This window comes from Mycobacterium persicum (assembly GCF_002086915.1).
GTDB lineage: Bacteria > Actinomycetota > Actinomycetes > Mycobacteriales > Mycobacteriaceae > Mycobacterium > Mycobacterium persicum.
In genome coordinates this window covers 4,436,222-4,451,610 of sequence record NZ_MWQA01000001.1, presented here as the reverse complement: position 1 = coordinate 4,451,610, position 15,389 = coordinate 4,436,222, and the positions used below count along the sequence as shown (strand labels likewise).

12 protein-coding genes and 1 pseudogene are annotated in these 15,389 nt (G+C 66.0%); 6 read left to right on the top strand and 7 right to left on the bottom strand.

The annotated features are described in order from the left end of the window. Positions 1 to 40 precede the first annotated feature (40 nt). Positions 41 to 472: a CBS domain-containing protein gene (locus tag B4U45_RS20325; protein WP_083154316.1), complete on the bottom strand. Its 432-nt coding sequence runs from the start codon at positions 470 to 472 to the stop codon at positions 41 to 43. A 153-nt stretch (positions 473 to 625) separates the two neighbouring features. Between B4U45_RS20325 and B4U45_RS20320 the strand changes: the two are divergent. Next, positions 626 to 790: pseudogene (locus tag B4U45_RS20320) on the top strand (Hsp20 family protein); the annotation flags it as partial. A 75-nt stretch (positions 791 to 865) separates the two neighbouring features. On the opposite strand, the gene B4U45_RS20315 reads toward B4U45_RS20320, so the two are convergent. Further along, entirely contained in the window at positions 866 to 1,528 is a 663-nt protein-coding gene (locus tag B4U45_RS20315) for a hypothetical protein (RefSeq protein ID WP_075547576.1), read from the bottom strand. A gap of 176 nt (positions 1,529 to 1,704) precedes the next feature. On the opposite strand from B4U45_RS20315, the gene B4U45_RS20310 reads away from it, so the two are divergent. From B4U45_RS20310 to B4U45_RS20300, 3 genes are all read left to right on the top strand, one after another. Next, on the top strand, positions 1,705 to 1,971 hold the full coding sequence (locus B4U45_RS20310; RefSeq protein ID WP_075547577.1) for a hypothetical protein: 267 nt from the start codon (positions 1,705 to 1,707) through the stop codon (positions 1,969 to 1,971). A 144-nt stretch (positions 1,972 to 2,115) separates the two neighbouring features. After that, entirely contained in the window at positions 2,116 to 3,531 is a 1,416-nt protein-coding gene (locus B4U45_RS20305; RefSeq protein ID WP_219859494.1) for a WS/DGAT/MGAT family O-acyltransferase, read from the top strand. Positions 3,532 to 3,631: 100 nt separating this feature from the next. Further along, positions 3,632 to 5,023, top strand: coding sequence for a YhgE/Pip domain-containing protein (locus B4U45_RS20300; protein WP_371687114.1), 1,392 nt, complete (start codon positions 3,632 to 3,634; stop codon positions 5,021 to 5,023). Between the two features lie 433 nt (positions 5,024 to 5,456). Here B4U45_RS20300 and B4U45_RS20295 read toward each other — a convergent pair whose 3' ends face one another. From B4U45_RS20295 to B4U45_RS20275, 5 genes are all read right to left on the bottom strand, one after another. Beyond that, a complete protein-coding gene (locus B4U45_RS20295) occupies positions 5,457 to 6,863 on the bottom strand; it encodes a wax ester/triacylglycerol synthase family O-acyltransferase (protein ID WP_075547580.1) in 1,407 nt (468 codons plus the stop codon). A gap of 14 nt (positions 6,864 to 6,877) precedes the next feature. Continuing rightward, on the bottom strand, positions 6,878 to 8,131 hold the full coding sequence (locus B4U45_RS20290; protein WP_075547581.1) for an alpha/beta hydrolase family protein: 1,254 nt from the start codon (positions 8,129 to 8,131) through the stop codon (positions 6,878 to 6,880). Between the two features lie 300 nt (positions 8,132 to 8,431). Further along, entirely contained in the window at positions 8,432 to 11,218 is a 2,787-nt protein-coding gene (locus B4U45_RS20285) for an AMP-binding protein (RefSeq protein ID WP_075547582.1), read from the bottom strand. Positions 11,219 to 11,221: 3 nt separating this feature from the next. Then, positions 11,222 to 11,704, bottom strand: coding sequence for a flavodoxin family protein (locus B4U45_RS20280; protein ID WP_075547604.1), 483 nt, complete (start codon positions 11,702 to 11,704; stop codon positions 11,222 to 11,224). Positions 11,705 to 11,810: 106 nt separating this feature from the next. Next, the gene (locus B4U45_RS20275) at positions 11,811 to 12,797 is read right to left on the bottom strand and encodes a GNAT family N-acetyltransferase (protein ID WP_075547583.1); all 987 of its coding nucleotides are present in this window, start codon (positions 12,795 to 12,797) and stop codon (positions 11,811 to 11,813) included. 313 nt (positions 12,798 to 13,110) lie between these two features. On the opposite strand from B4U45_RS20275, the gene B4U45_RS20270 reads away from it, so the two are divergent. Together B4U45_RS20270 and B4U45_RS20265 are read left to right on the top strand one after the other, a co-directional pair. Beyond that, positions 13,111 to 13,359 carry a hypothetical protein gene (locus B4U45_RS20270; protein ID WP_240316627.1) on the top strand — a complete coding sequence of 83 codons (249 nt, stop codon included), beginning with the start codon at positions 13,111 to 13,113 and terminating at the stop codon, positions 13,357 to 13,359. A 179-nt stretch (positions 13,360 to 13,538) separates the two neighbouring features. Further along, positions 13,539 to 15,380, top strand: coding sequence for an AMP-dependent synthetase/ligase (locus B4U45_RS20265; RefSeq protein WP_075547585.1), 1,842 nt, complete (start codon positions 13,539 to 13,541; stop codon positions 15,378 to 15,380). The last annotated feature ends 9 nt before the right edge of the window (positions 15,381 to 15,389 follow it).

Genomic DNA, 15,389 nt, shown 5'->3' with positions numbered 1-15,389 from the left:
CCTCCGAAACTGGCGGACCAGGCCCGGGCCGCCGACGTCGCTAGCTGGTGATGGCCATCGGCGCGCAGATCGCCTTGACGAACTGGGCGATGGAGTGCTCGGGCAGGTGCCGGGCGATGTCCGCTGCGGTGACGATGCCCACCAGGCGGTGCTCTTCTACGACCGGAAGACGGCGGACCTGATGCTCTTCCATGACGTTGAGCGTCGCCGGGATGGTTGGGTTGACGCCGACGTGGTGAATGTGATCGTGCACCAGCTGACCAGCGGTAGAGGTGTTCGGATCGAGCCCCGTCGCAATGCCTTTGATCACGATGTCACGATCGGTGAGGATTCCATGGAGCCGGTCGGCGTCTCCGCAGATTGGCAGCGCGCCGACGTCGCGCTCACGCATGTGTTGGGCAGCGGCAGTCAGCGTCTCGTGCTCACCGATGCATGTCACGCCGGCGTTGATGATGTCGCGGGCGGTGGTCATCGCATCCTCTCCTCGAGTTCGATTCGCCTACTACCGAACGTAAGCCGACGCTGCGGCGGACACTAGGGTCGTTTGACCTTCTGGTCGCGGATCAATGGCCCCGCGTGGCGACGCGAGAAGCTCGGTCGACGCGTCGAGTGGGGACTTCGGGCTCGGTCGGAGTTCTCCTACGGCTCGTTCGTTCGCACGGTCTCACTACCGGGGGGTGCCGACGAGGACGACATCAAGGCCACTTACGACGAGGGCATCCTGACCGTCTCCGTTCGGGTTTCGGAGCCCGCCAAGCCCGCAAAGCACATCCAGGTTGCGACCAATTAGCCAAGCGTTGCGGGCCCGGGCACTGTGCTCGGACCCGCAACATCGCGCTGTCACACCGGGTATCCGCAGCGAATCTCAGCAACCGGGCGCGGTGGGTTGCGGCAGCGGCAGCCGCTCAACCCGGTGCTTGACACCGAGCAGCAGTCCTCGGGTGCCCAGCGAGATCAACGGCCTGGCCAGTTCCAGGGCGAACACTTCGCCGGGGCGGCGCAGCGCAATCCGGGCGCGGGTGAGGAGCCGCACGCGATCCTCCCAATGCGGCTGCAGGTGAAAAGACCACACCGCATTCCAGCGCAGGTCCGGTCGGGTCGCATTGAGCACGAGGTATTTGTCGGGCACGATTTCGGCGACACGCAAAGTCACCCCGTCGGGCAGGCCCATCCAGCCTTCGGGAGCCAGCCGCACCACATCGCCCACCCCGAGCTGTTGCCATTCCGGGTGAACTCGATCGGCGTCGTTGTGGCCAAGCCCGGCTAGATTTTTCAGCCCTTCACCACCGTAGAAGCCACCGCGGTCCTGACCCATTTGCACCAACCACGGCCACACGGCAGCGGCCGGGGCGTCGATGTTGAGCGCTTCGGTCGTTTGGGTGGCCGGGTCGCTGACCAAGCTGTCGCCGGGCAGCAGCATCCGGGCTTCCTGCTTGGTGGTACCCCAGTTGCGGTAGTACCGGCGCGCGGCGTACAACACTGCCAGCGAGGCCCCCACCCCGGCAATCCGTTTCATCGTCTTGGCCATAGCGCCAGTCTGCGGCCCGCCAGGGGTCGTTCACCAGGGTCTATGGTCCTTGGCGCACAAGCCGACATACCGGACAGGTGACTTTAGACCCTATTCCGCAACATGAGTGTGACGAAATGATGACTTGGTCCACGTAACTTGGCTGCGGTCGTGGCTCAGCAAGGATTAGGACGGCTATGCGTGGCGAACCACCATTATTGACCGATTCCGACGTCGATGGTCTCGCCTGGGAATTCTTGCGCTCACGCTACGTCGACACCATCTACGCCGGCTGGTCGCCCGATCGGCGCCTGGACACTTTCCTGCGACGGCGCGGCCTCGGCCGGGTTGCCGACGACGGCGATCTGTCCAACATCGTTCTGGATCGCATCATGAGGTACGTGGGCATCGCGCCTCGTGAGTTGTCCGACGTGGCGGACGAGTCACCGGTCCCGATCCACTGAACGCGCCGTTCGCCGGAGCGAGTGGCGATGATTCGACCAGGTTGGGAAGTCCGGCACTAGTCCTTGGGGACTAACGGCACTATTGCCCTCGGTGCCGTCCCGCGGATAGTGATGCCGATCGATGGGGATCGGAGGTGGCTGGCGGTGGAACAGCTGACGACCATGGAGGCCAGTTTCCTGGAGGCAGAGGACGCCGACAGGCACGTAAGCCTGGCCATCGGCGCGCTGGCCGTCATCGACGGACCCAGCCCCGGGCGAGACGAACTCGTCGAGACACTGTCGGAGCGGATGCGAACCATCCCCCGGTTGACGCAGTTGGTACACAAGCATCCGTTGGAACTCGCGGCGCCGGAATGGGTCGACGACGCCAACTTCGACATCACCCACCATGTGCGGTGGGCGGCATTGCCGCGGCCCGGTGACGATGCCGCCTTGTTCCGGACCATCGCCGATCTCATGGAGCGCCGGCTCGATCGCGACCACCCCTTGTGGGAGTGCTGGATCATCGAAGGCCTGCCGGAACGGCGGTGGGCGGCGCTGATCAAGATCCACCATTGCATCGCCGACGGGATTGCCGCCATGCGGATGTTGGCCAACATCGCCGATACGGGTCCGGCCGCGACGTTCGCGACCGACATCCGCGCCGCCAAAGAACCGCCGACGTCGATCGGCAACCCGGCCGGGCTCAGCCTCAACCCACTGAGCTGGGCCGGCGGACTGTGGCGCGCATCGGTGGCCACCACCGGCGCGGCCGCGCACACCGCCAAAGGCGCTGCCGAATTCGTTGCCGGCCTACTCGCTCCCGCCGCAAACTCGTCGCTGCGCGGCTCGGTGACGAACATGCGCCGTTACAGCGCGGCGCGAGTGTCGCTCAAAGATGTCGAAACGGTGTGCGAGGTCTTCGGCGTCACACTCAACGACGTGGCACTGGCCGCCATCACCGATAGCTATCGGGCGGTCCTGCTGCGTCGCGGTGAGAAGCCGCGGCGCAACTCGCTACGTACGCTGATCCCGGTATCGGTGCGCACGCCGGATGCCATGGACCGCACCGATATTCGCGTGTCGGCGATGCTGCCGTCGTTACCGGTGGAGCAGGAAGACCCGGTGAAGCGGTTACGGTCGGTGCACACCCGCTTGGACAGGCTGAAAGGCAGCGGCGAGCGCCAGGCGGCGAGCGCCTTTGTCGCGCTGGCCAACGTCGTGCCGTTCGTGTTGAGCGCGTGGACGGTTCGGCTACTGGCGCGGCTGCCGCAGCGCAGCGTGGTCACGCTGGCGACCAATGTGCCGGCCCCCCGCCAGCGGCTGCAGGTCCTGGGCCGCCGGGTGGAAGAGCTGCTGCCGGTACCGCCGATCGCGATGCACCTGCGCACGGTCATCGGCATGCTCACCTATGTCGACACCCTGGTGTTCGGCATTACCGCCGATTACGACGCCACGCCCGACGTCGACGAACTCGCCCGCGGCATCGAACTCGGCGTCGCCCGGCTGCTGGCCCGCGCCCTGGCACGCAAACAGACCCGCGCGAAGCAAAACCGGCGGCCTTCCCGGTTGGCCACCTGAGTTCCGGAAACTGCCGCACGTGATTTCGCGTCCGATAGCTAGCCCGTATGCGGGTCCCGCTTAGCCGAGGAAGGAGCCCCTCATGTCCGATCAGCAACTCTTGCGTCAAACCACGCCGTATCCGCTGCCGCACCCGTTGCGCACCGTACGGTTCTGGTTGGCCCCGATCGTCGTCACGCTCGCCGTATTAGCGGGACTGTCGTGGCTGTTCTTCGGCAGCAGCTTGAACCCGAAGAAAAACTTCCACAACTTCCCGATCGCGATCGTCAACGAGGACACGGGAAGCGCCAAGGCGGGCGCAAAGATCACCGACGCACTCAAAGCCAAACTCGAGGAAGGGCATAAGTTCGACATCCGGCTGCTGACCGCCGAGCAGGCGAACCATCAGTTCGACACCGGCAAGATCTACGGCGCGCTGGTGATACCGCCGGACTTCTCCGACAAGCTGCTGGGGTTGTTGCAAACCGTGTCGAAGCCGGGCGAGCTGACCAAGCCGGTCATCACCATCGAAACCAACCCCCGGGCCAGCGCGATGGGCGCGGGCATCGCCGAAAGTGTGCTGAGAAAGGCGATGGTCGACTACAACACCAAGGCCGGCAAGAAACTCACGGATGCGGCGGCTGCGGGCGGTGGCGACCAGCTGAGCGCCAGTGCCGCATGGGTGCTCGCCAATCCCCTCGACGTTCGGGTCGAACAGCGCAATGAATTGCCTGACGGCACCGGGATCGGACTGTCCAGTTACTTCTACACCCTGATGTTGCTGATCGGCGGCGTCACCGGCGCCCTGGTGGTGAGCATGCTGGTCGAGGCGATGCTCGGCTATTCGCCGGCCGAATTCGGACCGATGTACCGGTTGGCGGATCGGGTCCGGGTGTCCTGGTTCCGCACGCTACTGCTCAAGTGGATGTTGGTGGCGGTGGTGTCGTTGTTCTCCTCGGCGGTCTACCTGTGGGTGGCAAAGGCATTCGGGATGCCGGTGCCCCACCCGTGGGCGCTGTGGCTTTTCGGTGTCTTCATCATGTTGACCGTGGGGGTCGCCTCCACCAGCCTCATCACGGCATTGGGCACGCTCGGCATTCTGACCGCCCTGTTCATCTTCAACTTCCTGGGCCTGCCGTCCACCGGCGCCACGATTCCGCTCGAGGCGGAGCCGAAGATCTTCAGCTGGCTGGCCAATTTCGAGCCGATGCGTCAGGTTTTCATCGGCACCCGGGCGCTGCTGTACTTCGATGGCCGCCTTGACGCCGGCCTGGGCCGCTCGCTGACGCTGACGGCGATCGGGCTGGTGATCGGTGTGGTGTTCGGCGCCGTGCTGACCTGGATCTACGACCGTAAGGGCATCCACCGTATCGCGGCGGTACCCACAACGGCCCCCGCGGCAACGCCGGCTCCTGAATCCAGCTCCCCGGAACCGGCTCATTCCATGTCCGGCGCACCATCGGATGCCGCGCCTGGATCAGCCGAGGAGCGTGGCAAACACGAAGCGCCATGACACAATTCGGTCAGGGGGTGTGGTGTCTCAGACAGAGGGGCCCACTACCCCTTTGTCGTTCGAGATGACATTCGAGTTGTCGGCTGGGCGAGACTCGGCGGGGAACCGGCCGACGAGGTCACCGAACTCGGCGATGCTGGCCATCCCTCAGGGCTTCGAACACACCCGTCAGGAGGAGTACCCACCCGGCAGCGGCTACCAGCGACCAAGTTTGCCCGATGCTTGCCACGATAGGTCTGGCACTTCCCGTAAGTCGGGTTCAGAAGACTCGGCGTCGGCGTATCGTTGCTGCGCATCGAGGGTGATTGCCCTGAGCGCCCGCTGGTCGCGGGCCTCACTCTCGTCGGTCACGCTAAGCGCTTTCCCAAACCTATTTGGGCTGAGCCAGCGACCCCATCGACGCCCAGCTAAGGTTCTGCCGCGCGCCGCCTGATCAGATCTCGACGCCTAGAGCGGTTTCCAGTTCGGTCAGACACTGCTCGGTCAGTGGGATCAACGTCTCGATATCGGGCACGATTTCGAGGCCCGCGACGTAACCGAACCCGATGTGGTCGGCATAGGAGCACGTCGTCACGTTGAGCGCCTGACCGTCGTAGACGGTGGACACCGGATATATCTCGTCGACATGCGCGCCGTTCCAATATCTTTCGGCACGGGGACCCGGAACGTGTGAAATCGGGACGTTGTATCCGGTGCGGATCTTCGGCGAAAACGGCAGCAGCGGAAAAACTACCGTGGCGGCAATGCTTCCCGCGACGGTCAGCAACGATGCCGCCGCTCCGCGCTTGCCCACCCACTGTTTTCCTTCCGACATCGACCGGTGGATGAGTTCCAACCGCGCCACCGGGTCATCGATGTCGGTACCCAAGCGGCACAACCAAAGACCGAACATGTTGCCGTGCTCGTCATCTGCCCCGGCGTGCTCGTGACCACGCACCGTGATCGGGCAGGCGGCCACCAGCGACTGCTTGGGCAACTCGCCGCGGTCGAGCAACCAGCGGCGTAGCGCACCGGCCACCATGGCGGTCACCACGTCGTTGCCGGTCACCCGGGCGGCATGTCGCACCGCCTGAATGCGGGTCTTCGGCCAGCTGCCCGCCGCAACGGCTCGCTCGGGCCCGAGACGACCGTTGAATCGCGTATAGGGAGCTCCGAACGGCAACACCGTCGTATGCCCGATCAAGCTGTCGAGTATCGTCGATATCTCGCCGGTGACAACATGATTCACCAGCCCGACCCCGGACGCGGCCGTCCCGACCAGCGACCGCAACGGCGACACCAGACGAGGTAGCAGACCAGTCGACGTCGCCGCCGTGGCGCGCTCCCGGTGGTGCTCTGCGTAGAAGGGCGGCATCGACCGCCGGTCCGCATCGGTGCTCAGCGCATCGGCGATCATCTTGAACCCGGCCACACCGTCGATGACGGTGTGATGCACCTTGATATAGAAGGCAAATCGGCCATCCTCGAGGCCATCGATCAGATACGACATCCACATCGGGCGGGACCGATCTAGGCGCTCGGCATCCAGTTCGGCGATCAGCCGCCAGAATCCGGAACCGTCACCGGAGGTCGTGCGCCGCTGACAGTGCTGCCCAATGTCAACGGCGTCGGCGTCACGCCAGACCCAGATGCCGCCGGTGTCCACACCCTGATGCGGGTATCGCCGCAGCCGCGGGTCGATCGGATCGTTTCCCGCCTGCGTTACTCGATACAGCTCGTCGACGTATTCGGGACCCGCACCCGGCGGTGGTGACAGGATCAGCACAGCGCCGACATGCATTGGGTTGGATAACATTTCCGCGGTCATCATCGCCGCGTCCAGCGGATCCAGTGGATTCATCTCGTCCTCCGCAACTAGGCCGGGCGGTCGCGCTGTGCCGTCGGCCGGTCCAGGAGCCCTGATTGCCGCAGCGCCTCCTCGACAAACCGCTGCACCGGCCGGGACCGGAAGAATCCCGTGTGACCACCTGGGTACCAAACGATTTCGGGCTTACCCCAGTGCTCCCACAGCCGGGTAACCTGCTCGCGCGGATGGACAAGCTGGTCGGCGACACCGGCGTAGATGAACCGGCCTGCCATGGGCACCAGCGGGGTAAGCGAAAGAGGTGAAATCATTCGGCCGATGGGTTCGGCCATCTTCACCGTGTCGCGGCGCGGGTCGTCATGGCGCAGACCGGAGTGGTGGCCGAGCAACTCGACCAGATCAGCGACCGGTACTCCGAGGATTGCGCAGGTGAGGTCCTCTTCGAGGCTGGCAACCAACGACGCAATGTAGCCGCCCAGCGATAGACCGTTCAGCCCGATCAGTGATTCCGGCTCCTGCAACCGTATCCAGGACAGCAGCCTCCGGATGTCCCACACGCCCTGAGCCGTCGCGTGGACGTTGTCGAGCACGTCCTCGCCGGGAAACACCGCGCCCTTCGGCAGGCCGCGCGCCCGCGGGCCGTGCATGGGAAGGACCGGCATGACGATGTTCAGGCCGAGCTCGTCGTGCAGTTTCCAGGACCGAAACAGCGCCAGATCCAGTGGGGCGCGCCCCATTTCGGTCCCGTGTACACATACCAGCCAGGGGCGCGGTTCGGGATGGCGCAGCAACAATGCGTATTCGCGGTTGTTCGCGGTGTATCCCAGCCATCGTTCGGCGCCCGGTTCGCCCGCGTGCGGCGCATAGCCGCTGTCGAAGTGCAGGCGATAAAAGGTGCGGCGCCGGTTCTTGACCTTGCGGACCGTGACGTCTGGGAGCGGCGGCGGATCACCAAAGAATCCTCGGGGCCACGCCAGCCATTCCCGGTTGCCGTAGAACTCCACGCCGGCGGCCACTTCGTCTCGGATTCGCTCGAACACGTGCCCAGCGCTGACCGGGCGGCGCGCCTTCAGGCCCATCAGGACGATCTCGTCACGAAATGCCTGGGCCGCCAACGCAATGGTGGGTCGGGCGATCGGCAGCTCGTCGGGAGTGTGGTCGAGATAGTCGCGCCATGACTGGGCGAAGTACCGGCCGGTGTGCAGGAACGGTTTGACCACGTTGCCTAACCCGCCGATGCCGGGTGGGTTCAGCTGCCGCGGACCCGGGCGATCCCGGACGTCATCACCGGCCGATGTTGCCATGGCGGCAAAGCTAACAGCCCACGATGTGGTGCGTTAGGGTCTTACGTCCCGCCGAAGGTCACCGGATGGGACAAATCCTCATACCAGGAAAGGACTTTAGTCACTCGTGCCGGTGACTCGACAATCGTAACTTCATCAGCGTCGGCAAGCGTGGTGCGAAGCGCCGGCCAGGCGGCCAGGCGGCCAGGCGGCCAGGCGGCCAGCAAAACACGGTGAGCTGAACCGCAGCACCATCAACCCGCATTGCGGGTTTTGCTTCGGATTGTCTTCTCCGGCACGGTGATCCCCCTGACAGCCGGGTCATTCGACGTCCGGCTCACCCGACATCCGCAGCACCGCCTCGCGGGCCTTGCGTTGCACGTCAACCGCGGCATCCCAGTCCGGGCCCGCCGGCCGGATCGGTGTTCCGATGACGACGTCGACCGCGCCGCGGCGCGGGAAGTGGTGGCCTGGTCTCATGACCGACCGGGTCCCCCGGATGGCGATCGGAAGGGCCGGCACCCCGGCCTCGGCCGCGACGACGAATGCGCCGATGTGGAACGGCCGCAAACCCGGGGCGCGGGCCAGCCGGCCTTCGGGGAAGATGACCAGCGACTGCCCCGCTCGGGCACACCCGACGAGCTGGTCGGTGTCGGCCACACCCTGCTCCCGCCGGTGACGTTCGACGAACGTCGTGCCCAGCCGCCGCAGCGCAAATCCGTAGAGCCCCTGCTGCAACTGCTCGGCGACGACGAAGTGGAACGACGGCGGCAGCACCGAGGCGAGCACGATTCCGTCGATCCAGCTCGGATGGTTGGCCACCGCGATGCAGGTCTGGGCCGGCAGGTGATCGCGGCCGTGCACGGTGATGGCCGTTCCGGTAAGGCGGGCCAGCAGCCGGATCGATCGCCGGACCGCCCACCAGCGCCATCGCTCCCGCGGCAACAGCATCAGCAAAACCACCAACACCAGCCCCAGGACCAGGTACACCGCCCAGGTGTAGGCGGCGAACGCGACGGCGTACGCCGCGCGGCCGGTGCGGCGCATCGACGGGGCCGCGCCGCGCAGCCGCAGCCGCACCAACTCCCACCACACCGCATGTGGCCGGGCGCCGATTCTTCCCGCCTCGTAGAGTTGCCGGCTGGCGGCCCGCCGGATCTTGCCGCTCGAGGTCTTCAACACCGCGCGCGGCGGCGCCAGCACCACGTCGTCCGGCGGTACGCCTAGCAAATCAACTGTGGTGGAAGCTATTTCAGAGCGCAGCGCGGCGCGGGCGGCGTCCTCGGTCAGCCGGGTCTCGGCCACCACGACCAGTCGTTCGGCGCCTCCCGACCGATCGGCGGAGGCGAACACCGCCACACAACCCTTACGGACCCCGGTGAGGTTGCCGACGGCCTCTTCCAGCTCGGCCGGATGCAGGTTACGGCCGGCCCGGATGATCAGATCCTTGACCCGGCCGGTGACGTAGAGGTCGGCGTCAGCCATGTAGCCCAGGTCGCCGGTATCGAGCCAGTCGCCGTGGAACAGCGAACGGGTGGGCGTCGGGTTGTTGAAATATCCGGCGGTCGCCGACGGACCACGGAACTCGATGCGTCCTTCGCGGCGATCGCCCAGTTCGGTGCCGGCGGTGTCGACGATGCGGATTTCGTGGCCGGGCAGCGGCTGGCCGCAGGCCACGAAGCGCAGGGCGTCACGCTCGCCGGGCCCGGCCGGCTCGGCCCGTCCGGAACGCACGAACTCGTCGCGGCGGATCCGGTCGATCAGCGGACCGCGGCCCAGCGGCGGGAAGGCCAGGCCCACCGAGGATTCGGCCAGGCCGTACACCGGGGTCATCGCGTCTCGCCGGAAGCCGTACGCGGCGAAGCGGTCGGCGAACCGCTCGATCGTCGTGGGGCTCACCGGCTCGGCGCCGTTGTAGGCCAAGCGCCACGAGCTCAGGTCGAGTCCCTCGATCTCGTCGTCGCGGACCTTGGCCAGGCACAGCTCGTAGGCAAAGTTGGGGCCGGCCGACATGGTCGCCCGGTTTGTGTGGATGGCCCACAGCCATCGGGACGGACGGATGAGGAACGCCTGGGGACTCATGACCACCAGCGGGACACCGAAATACATGCACCCCAACCACGCGCCGATCAAACCCATGTCGTGGTAGAGCGGCAGCCAGCTGACGAACGTGTCCGTCCCCGACGCCCCGGCGGCCTGGCCCATGGCCCGGATGTTGGCAAGCAGGTTGCGGTGCGCCAGCGCGACTCCTTTGGGCTGGCCGGTGCTGCCCGAGGTGTACTGCACCAGGGCGAGATCGTCGGTTCTCGGCCTTGGCAGTGCGGGCCGGCCCGGCCCTGGGTCTTCGCCTGCGCCCGTGAGGGTTTCGGGTACGACGACATGACGCAGGCTTTCGACGTTGGAGCGCAACAGGTGCCCGAGGGTCACCGCCTCCGGGACGGTGACCAGCAGCGTGGTCCCGGCGTTGGTGAGGATGCCGGTGGTGCGGCGCAGATGATCGGCCAACTGGGACGGCCGCGCCGGCGGGTAGACGGGAACGGGCACCGCGCCGGCGAGCACCACCCCGGCGAACGTGGTGAAGTAGGCCCGGCAGGTGGGCAACATGATAGCGACCGTCTCGCCCGGCATGACGTCGTGTGCGATCAACCCGGCCGCGACGGCGGCCGCTTCCCGGTGCAGCGTCGCATACGTCAGGTCAGTGCCGGCGCCGGAATCGTCGAGCAGCCGGATGTGCATACGCTGCGGGGTCGCGCCGACGTGCCAGTCGAGGACATCGTTGAGGGTCGACGCAGCTTCGGGCGCCAGCCCTCCCGGTTCTGTGGTGGGCAGAGACACCATGGCGCCGCGCTCCGGGGCCAGGTCGGGACGGCCGTGAGCGACCGCCACCACCAGGTCACGCGGTGTCTCCGCGTGGGCCAGCAGGTCCGACGGCAGCGCCACCCCGTACTTGCCCTGGACCCGCAACAGCAGTTCGGCCAGTTCCAGGCTGCCGATACCGAGGTCGTCGAAAGTGCTGTCGAGGGTCACCGAGGGCGGCAAGGCATGCGGGCGGACCTCGGTGACCAGGCCGCGCACCAGCGCCAGGACGTCGCGCTCCTCGCCAGCCATCTGTCAGGACGCCGCTCTGGACCCCGCGACCCGTTCGCGAATCCGTTCCGCGAAGGCCGCGGCCCGATCCAGGTCGTGGTGGTCTGGCCGGCCCTTGTTGATCCCGCCGATGTACCCGAACGGACCCACGGTGTCCAGCCCCCGGCAGGAGAACAATCCGATCACCTCAAAACCCTTGGCAGCAAGCTGTTTTCCCATCGGCTTGTGATAACTCGTCAGCGGGATCTCGCGGGCGCCGCTGGTGAAGAAGGTGAACGCCGCAACGCCGTCGACCTGGGGCAGGCGACGCAAAAGGCTCCGTAACCTCGGGTGCACCGCCATGAAGTAGATGCCTGATCCGAAGCCGACGAGATCGTAGTCGCCGAGTGTGTGCGGATCGACCTGCTCGGGTTCGACGACCTTCGCGCGCAACACCTCAGCCATCCGGTCGGCGACGCGGCGGGTGTTGCCGTGCGACGTCGACACGCACACGATGAGTGTTTTCATCGACCAACTCCTTCCGATACCGAAGCCGGACAGGTCCATGCTGCGCAGCCACCGCGCCGTCGGGTAGGGCGCAAAGGCCCTAGATGGCAGGGGCGTTATTCCCGCCTTAGTCGAATGCGTGGATCACCTGGTAGGCCACATTCAGGATCTGCTTGCGCAGGACCTCATCGAGGGGCAGGTCCCGCAGGGCTGGGATCTGCACCGTCGTGGTGACCACACCGGGATCCTCCCGCTCCCAACAGGGATGCAGCTTGCGCACCAACGCATGAACGGCTTCGTTGTCGGCTAGCACCTGGGCACAGAAGCGGTCGATCCCGTCGGTGCGTGCCGCGATCGCCAGGGCGGTCAGCAGCATCGTCCCGAGCCCCCGGCGCTGATACGCGTCGCCGACGGTGAGCGCGACCTCGGCCAGGCCGGGGTCGTCCTGGTCCCGAACGAACCGGCCGACCGCGACCACCGGCCCGTCGGCGCCATTGGTCATGATCCAGACGAAATGATCGACATAGTCGACCTCGAACAGGTAGGCCAGCCGCGCATCGTTGAGCTGGTATGACGACATGAAGCGCCGATACAGGGTTTCTCGGGAGAACGTCCCGCTGCTCTGGAACCGTTCGGCATCGCCGGGCAGGACCGGGCGCAACAGCAGATCGGGATGGTCTTCGACGGACACCGGGATCGGGGCGATGTAGGCCGCCAACCGTTGTCGCGCGGTGCGGACCATTCGCTCGGCGACCGCCGGGATGGCCAGCATGGCCTCGAAGGCGTCGTTGTATCCCAGATAGCCGTTCACGTCGTCTTTGGCGATCACCGTCGCCGTCCTCATCGTGTGCCGCAACAACGCGATTTCGCCGACGATCAGCCCCGCCGACAGCTCGGTCACCGATATCTGGCCGTCCCGGTCGACGTGGCTGACCTCCACCCGGCCGTCGGTGATGATGGCAAACGACTCCGCCCGGTCACCCTGGCGCATCAAAACCTTGCCCGCCCCCGCATGCAACGGCTTCAGGTGCTCAGCCAACGCTGTGAGCTGCTCCGTCGCGATGTCGGCGAACACCTCCACCGCTGCCAGATCCTGCGCCCGGACCGGTCTCACCGCGGCCCGCCCACCAACGCGGCCGGCGTAGCTGCGCGGTAATCGGTTGCTAGAGCAGTCATCTCGCTCATTTCTCGGTTACACGACATGGCCAACATTCCCGACATCCCCAACATCTCAACATCGAAGAACGCTACTCGCCCGGTCCGGCGACGGCCTGGGCCGAAAGTCCCTTCCGCCGGGGACTTCGGCGGGTCCGGACACCGACCAAAGCACACCGGCAACGGTGCTCTTGGCCTCTAGGACCGGGGAGGCGCCGGTGGTCAGATCGATGGTGACGAGCTGACCAACTCGGGAGAACCGGGAGACCATGATGAACGCAGCGATCTGGCGGCATCACAAGGTCACGACGATCTACCAGGTGACCGACCGCCTGCACGACGGACGTACTGCCCGGGTAACCGCGAACGAGATCACGGCCACGGTGGCCGGCTGGCTGTCGGAATTGGGCGTCCAAACGTCGTTGGTCGACGACCTGGCGTGCGCGGTGCGTACCGGCGACTGGCCGACGGCCTATGCCATCGGCGAATGCCTGTCCATTCAGGTGAGCATCGCGGCCTGAACCCGGGCCGCTGACTGCTGAAGGGACGATTGCCGCCGGCTGGATGACTTTGGTCCCTATACCTGCCCGGGCAACCGCACCAGCATCGGATGTATTCAAGGCGCAACAGAAGAGATCGTCATGCACCACTTCGCTAACCAATCAGAGTTGATTCCTTTGGGCGAGAAGGGATTTTCGTCATGAACACCGCACTCGCCTCGCTGGAGAGGCCCGATTTCTCCAAGATCGAGAGCCGGCCGCCGTCGGTGGCGAGGATGTTCCTCGACCGGGTGGCCGCCACCCCCCACGCGGAGGCCTTCCGCTATCCACACAATCACGGCTGGGAGAGCGTCACCTGGGAGCAGGTCGGTGAGCGGGTGCGCCACCTCGCCGCGGGGCTGATCTCGCTCGGGATCGCCGCCGAGGACCGGGTAGCGCTTGCCAGCTCGACGCGATACGAGTGGGTGCTCACCGACTTCGCGGTGATGTGTGCCGGCGCCGCGACCACCACCGTCTACCCGACGACCATCGCCCCCGACGTCGCCTACATCGTCGCCAACTCCGGCAGCCGGATCGTGGTCGCCGAGGACCAGAAACAGGTCGACAAGTTGCTCGCGCATCGCGCCGAACTGCCTGCGGTGAGCAAGGTCGTGATCATCGACGGCAACGGTGACGGCGACTGGGTGATCACCTTCGCCGACCTGGAGCAGCTGGGTAAGCAACTGCTGGCCGACTCCCCCAACGCCGTCGAGGAGCGGGTGGCGGCCGTCGGTTCCGACCAGCTTGCCAGCCTGATCTACACCTCGGGCACCACCGGGCGGCCCAAGGGGGTGCGGCTGACCCACGGGGCCTGGACATACACCGCCGCGGCCATCGACGCCCTCAACGTGCTGGGCCCCGACGACCTGAACTTCCTGTGGCTGCCGCTGGCCCACGCCTTCGGCAAGGTGATGCTGGCGCTGCCGCTATCGATCGGCTTCACCACCGCCATCGACGGGCGCGTCGAAAAGATCGTCGACAATCTCGCCGTGCTGCATCCCACCGTCATGGGCGCCGCACCCCGGATCTTCGAAAAGGCCCATGCCCGCATCGAGCAACTGGTGGCCGAGCAAAGCCGGTTCAAGAGAACGGTTTTCGGGTGGTCGATGGGGGTCGGGTTGAAGGTCTCGGCGGCCAGGCAAGCGGGCCGCAAACCGTCGCGAGCCGCCCTATTGGCATACAAGCTGGCCGACCGGCTGGTGTTCGCCACCATCCGTGAGCGCTTCGGCGGCCGGATCCGGTTTTTTGTGTCCGCGGCCGCCGCCCTGGACCGCAACGTCGCGCAGTGGTTCGACGCGATCGGCATCACCGTGCTCGAGGGATACGGGCTGACCGAGACCGCTGCCGCGTCGTTCATCAACCGCCCGCACGCATATCGGTTCGGCACGGTCGGCTGGCCGTTCCCCGCTACCGAGGTCAGGATCGCCGGTGACGGCGAAATCCTGCTCAGGGGACCGGGTTTGATGACCTCCTACCACGATCTTCCCGAGGCGACCGCCGAGGCACTCGACCAGGACGGGTGGTTCCACACCGGCGACATCGGTGAGGTCGACGCCGACGGCTACTTGCGGATCACCGACCGCAAGAAGGACATGTTCAAGACCTCCCAGGGCAAATACGTGGCACCTTCGGCGATCGAAGTGCGGTTCAAGGGTCTGTGTCCGTATGTGGGCGAACTCATCGTCATCGGCGAAGCCAAGCCCTACTGCGTGGCACTGGTCAGCCTGGACCGCGAGGCGATCACCGATTGGGCGGCCAAACACGGGTTGGCCGGCCGATCATTCGCCGAAATCGCCGGCGACGATCGGACGCGCACCCTGATCGCGGGATACATCGACATGCTCAACGCGGAACTGAATCGCTGGGAGCAGATCAAGAAATTCACCATCCTCGATCGCGAGCTCTCCATCGAATCCGGTGACCTGACGCCGAGCATGAAGCTGCGCCGCAAGGTGGTCGTCGGCAAGTCCGCCGACCAGATAGCGGCTCTGTACCAAGACTGATCGCCGCAT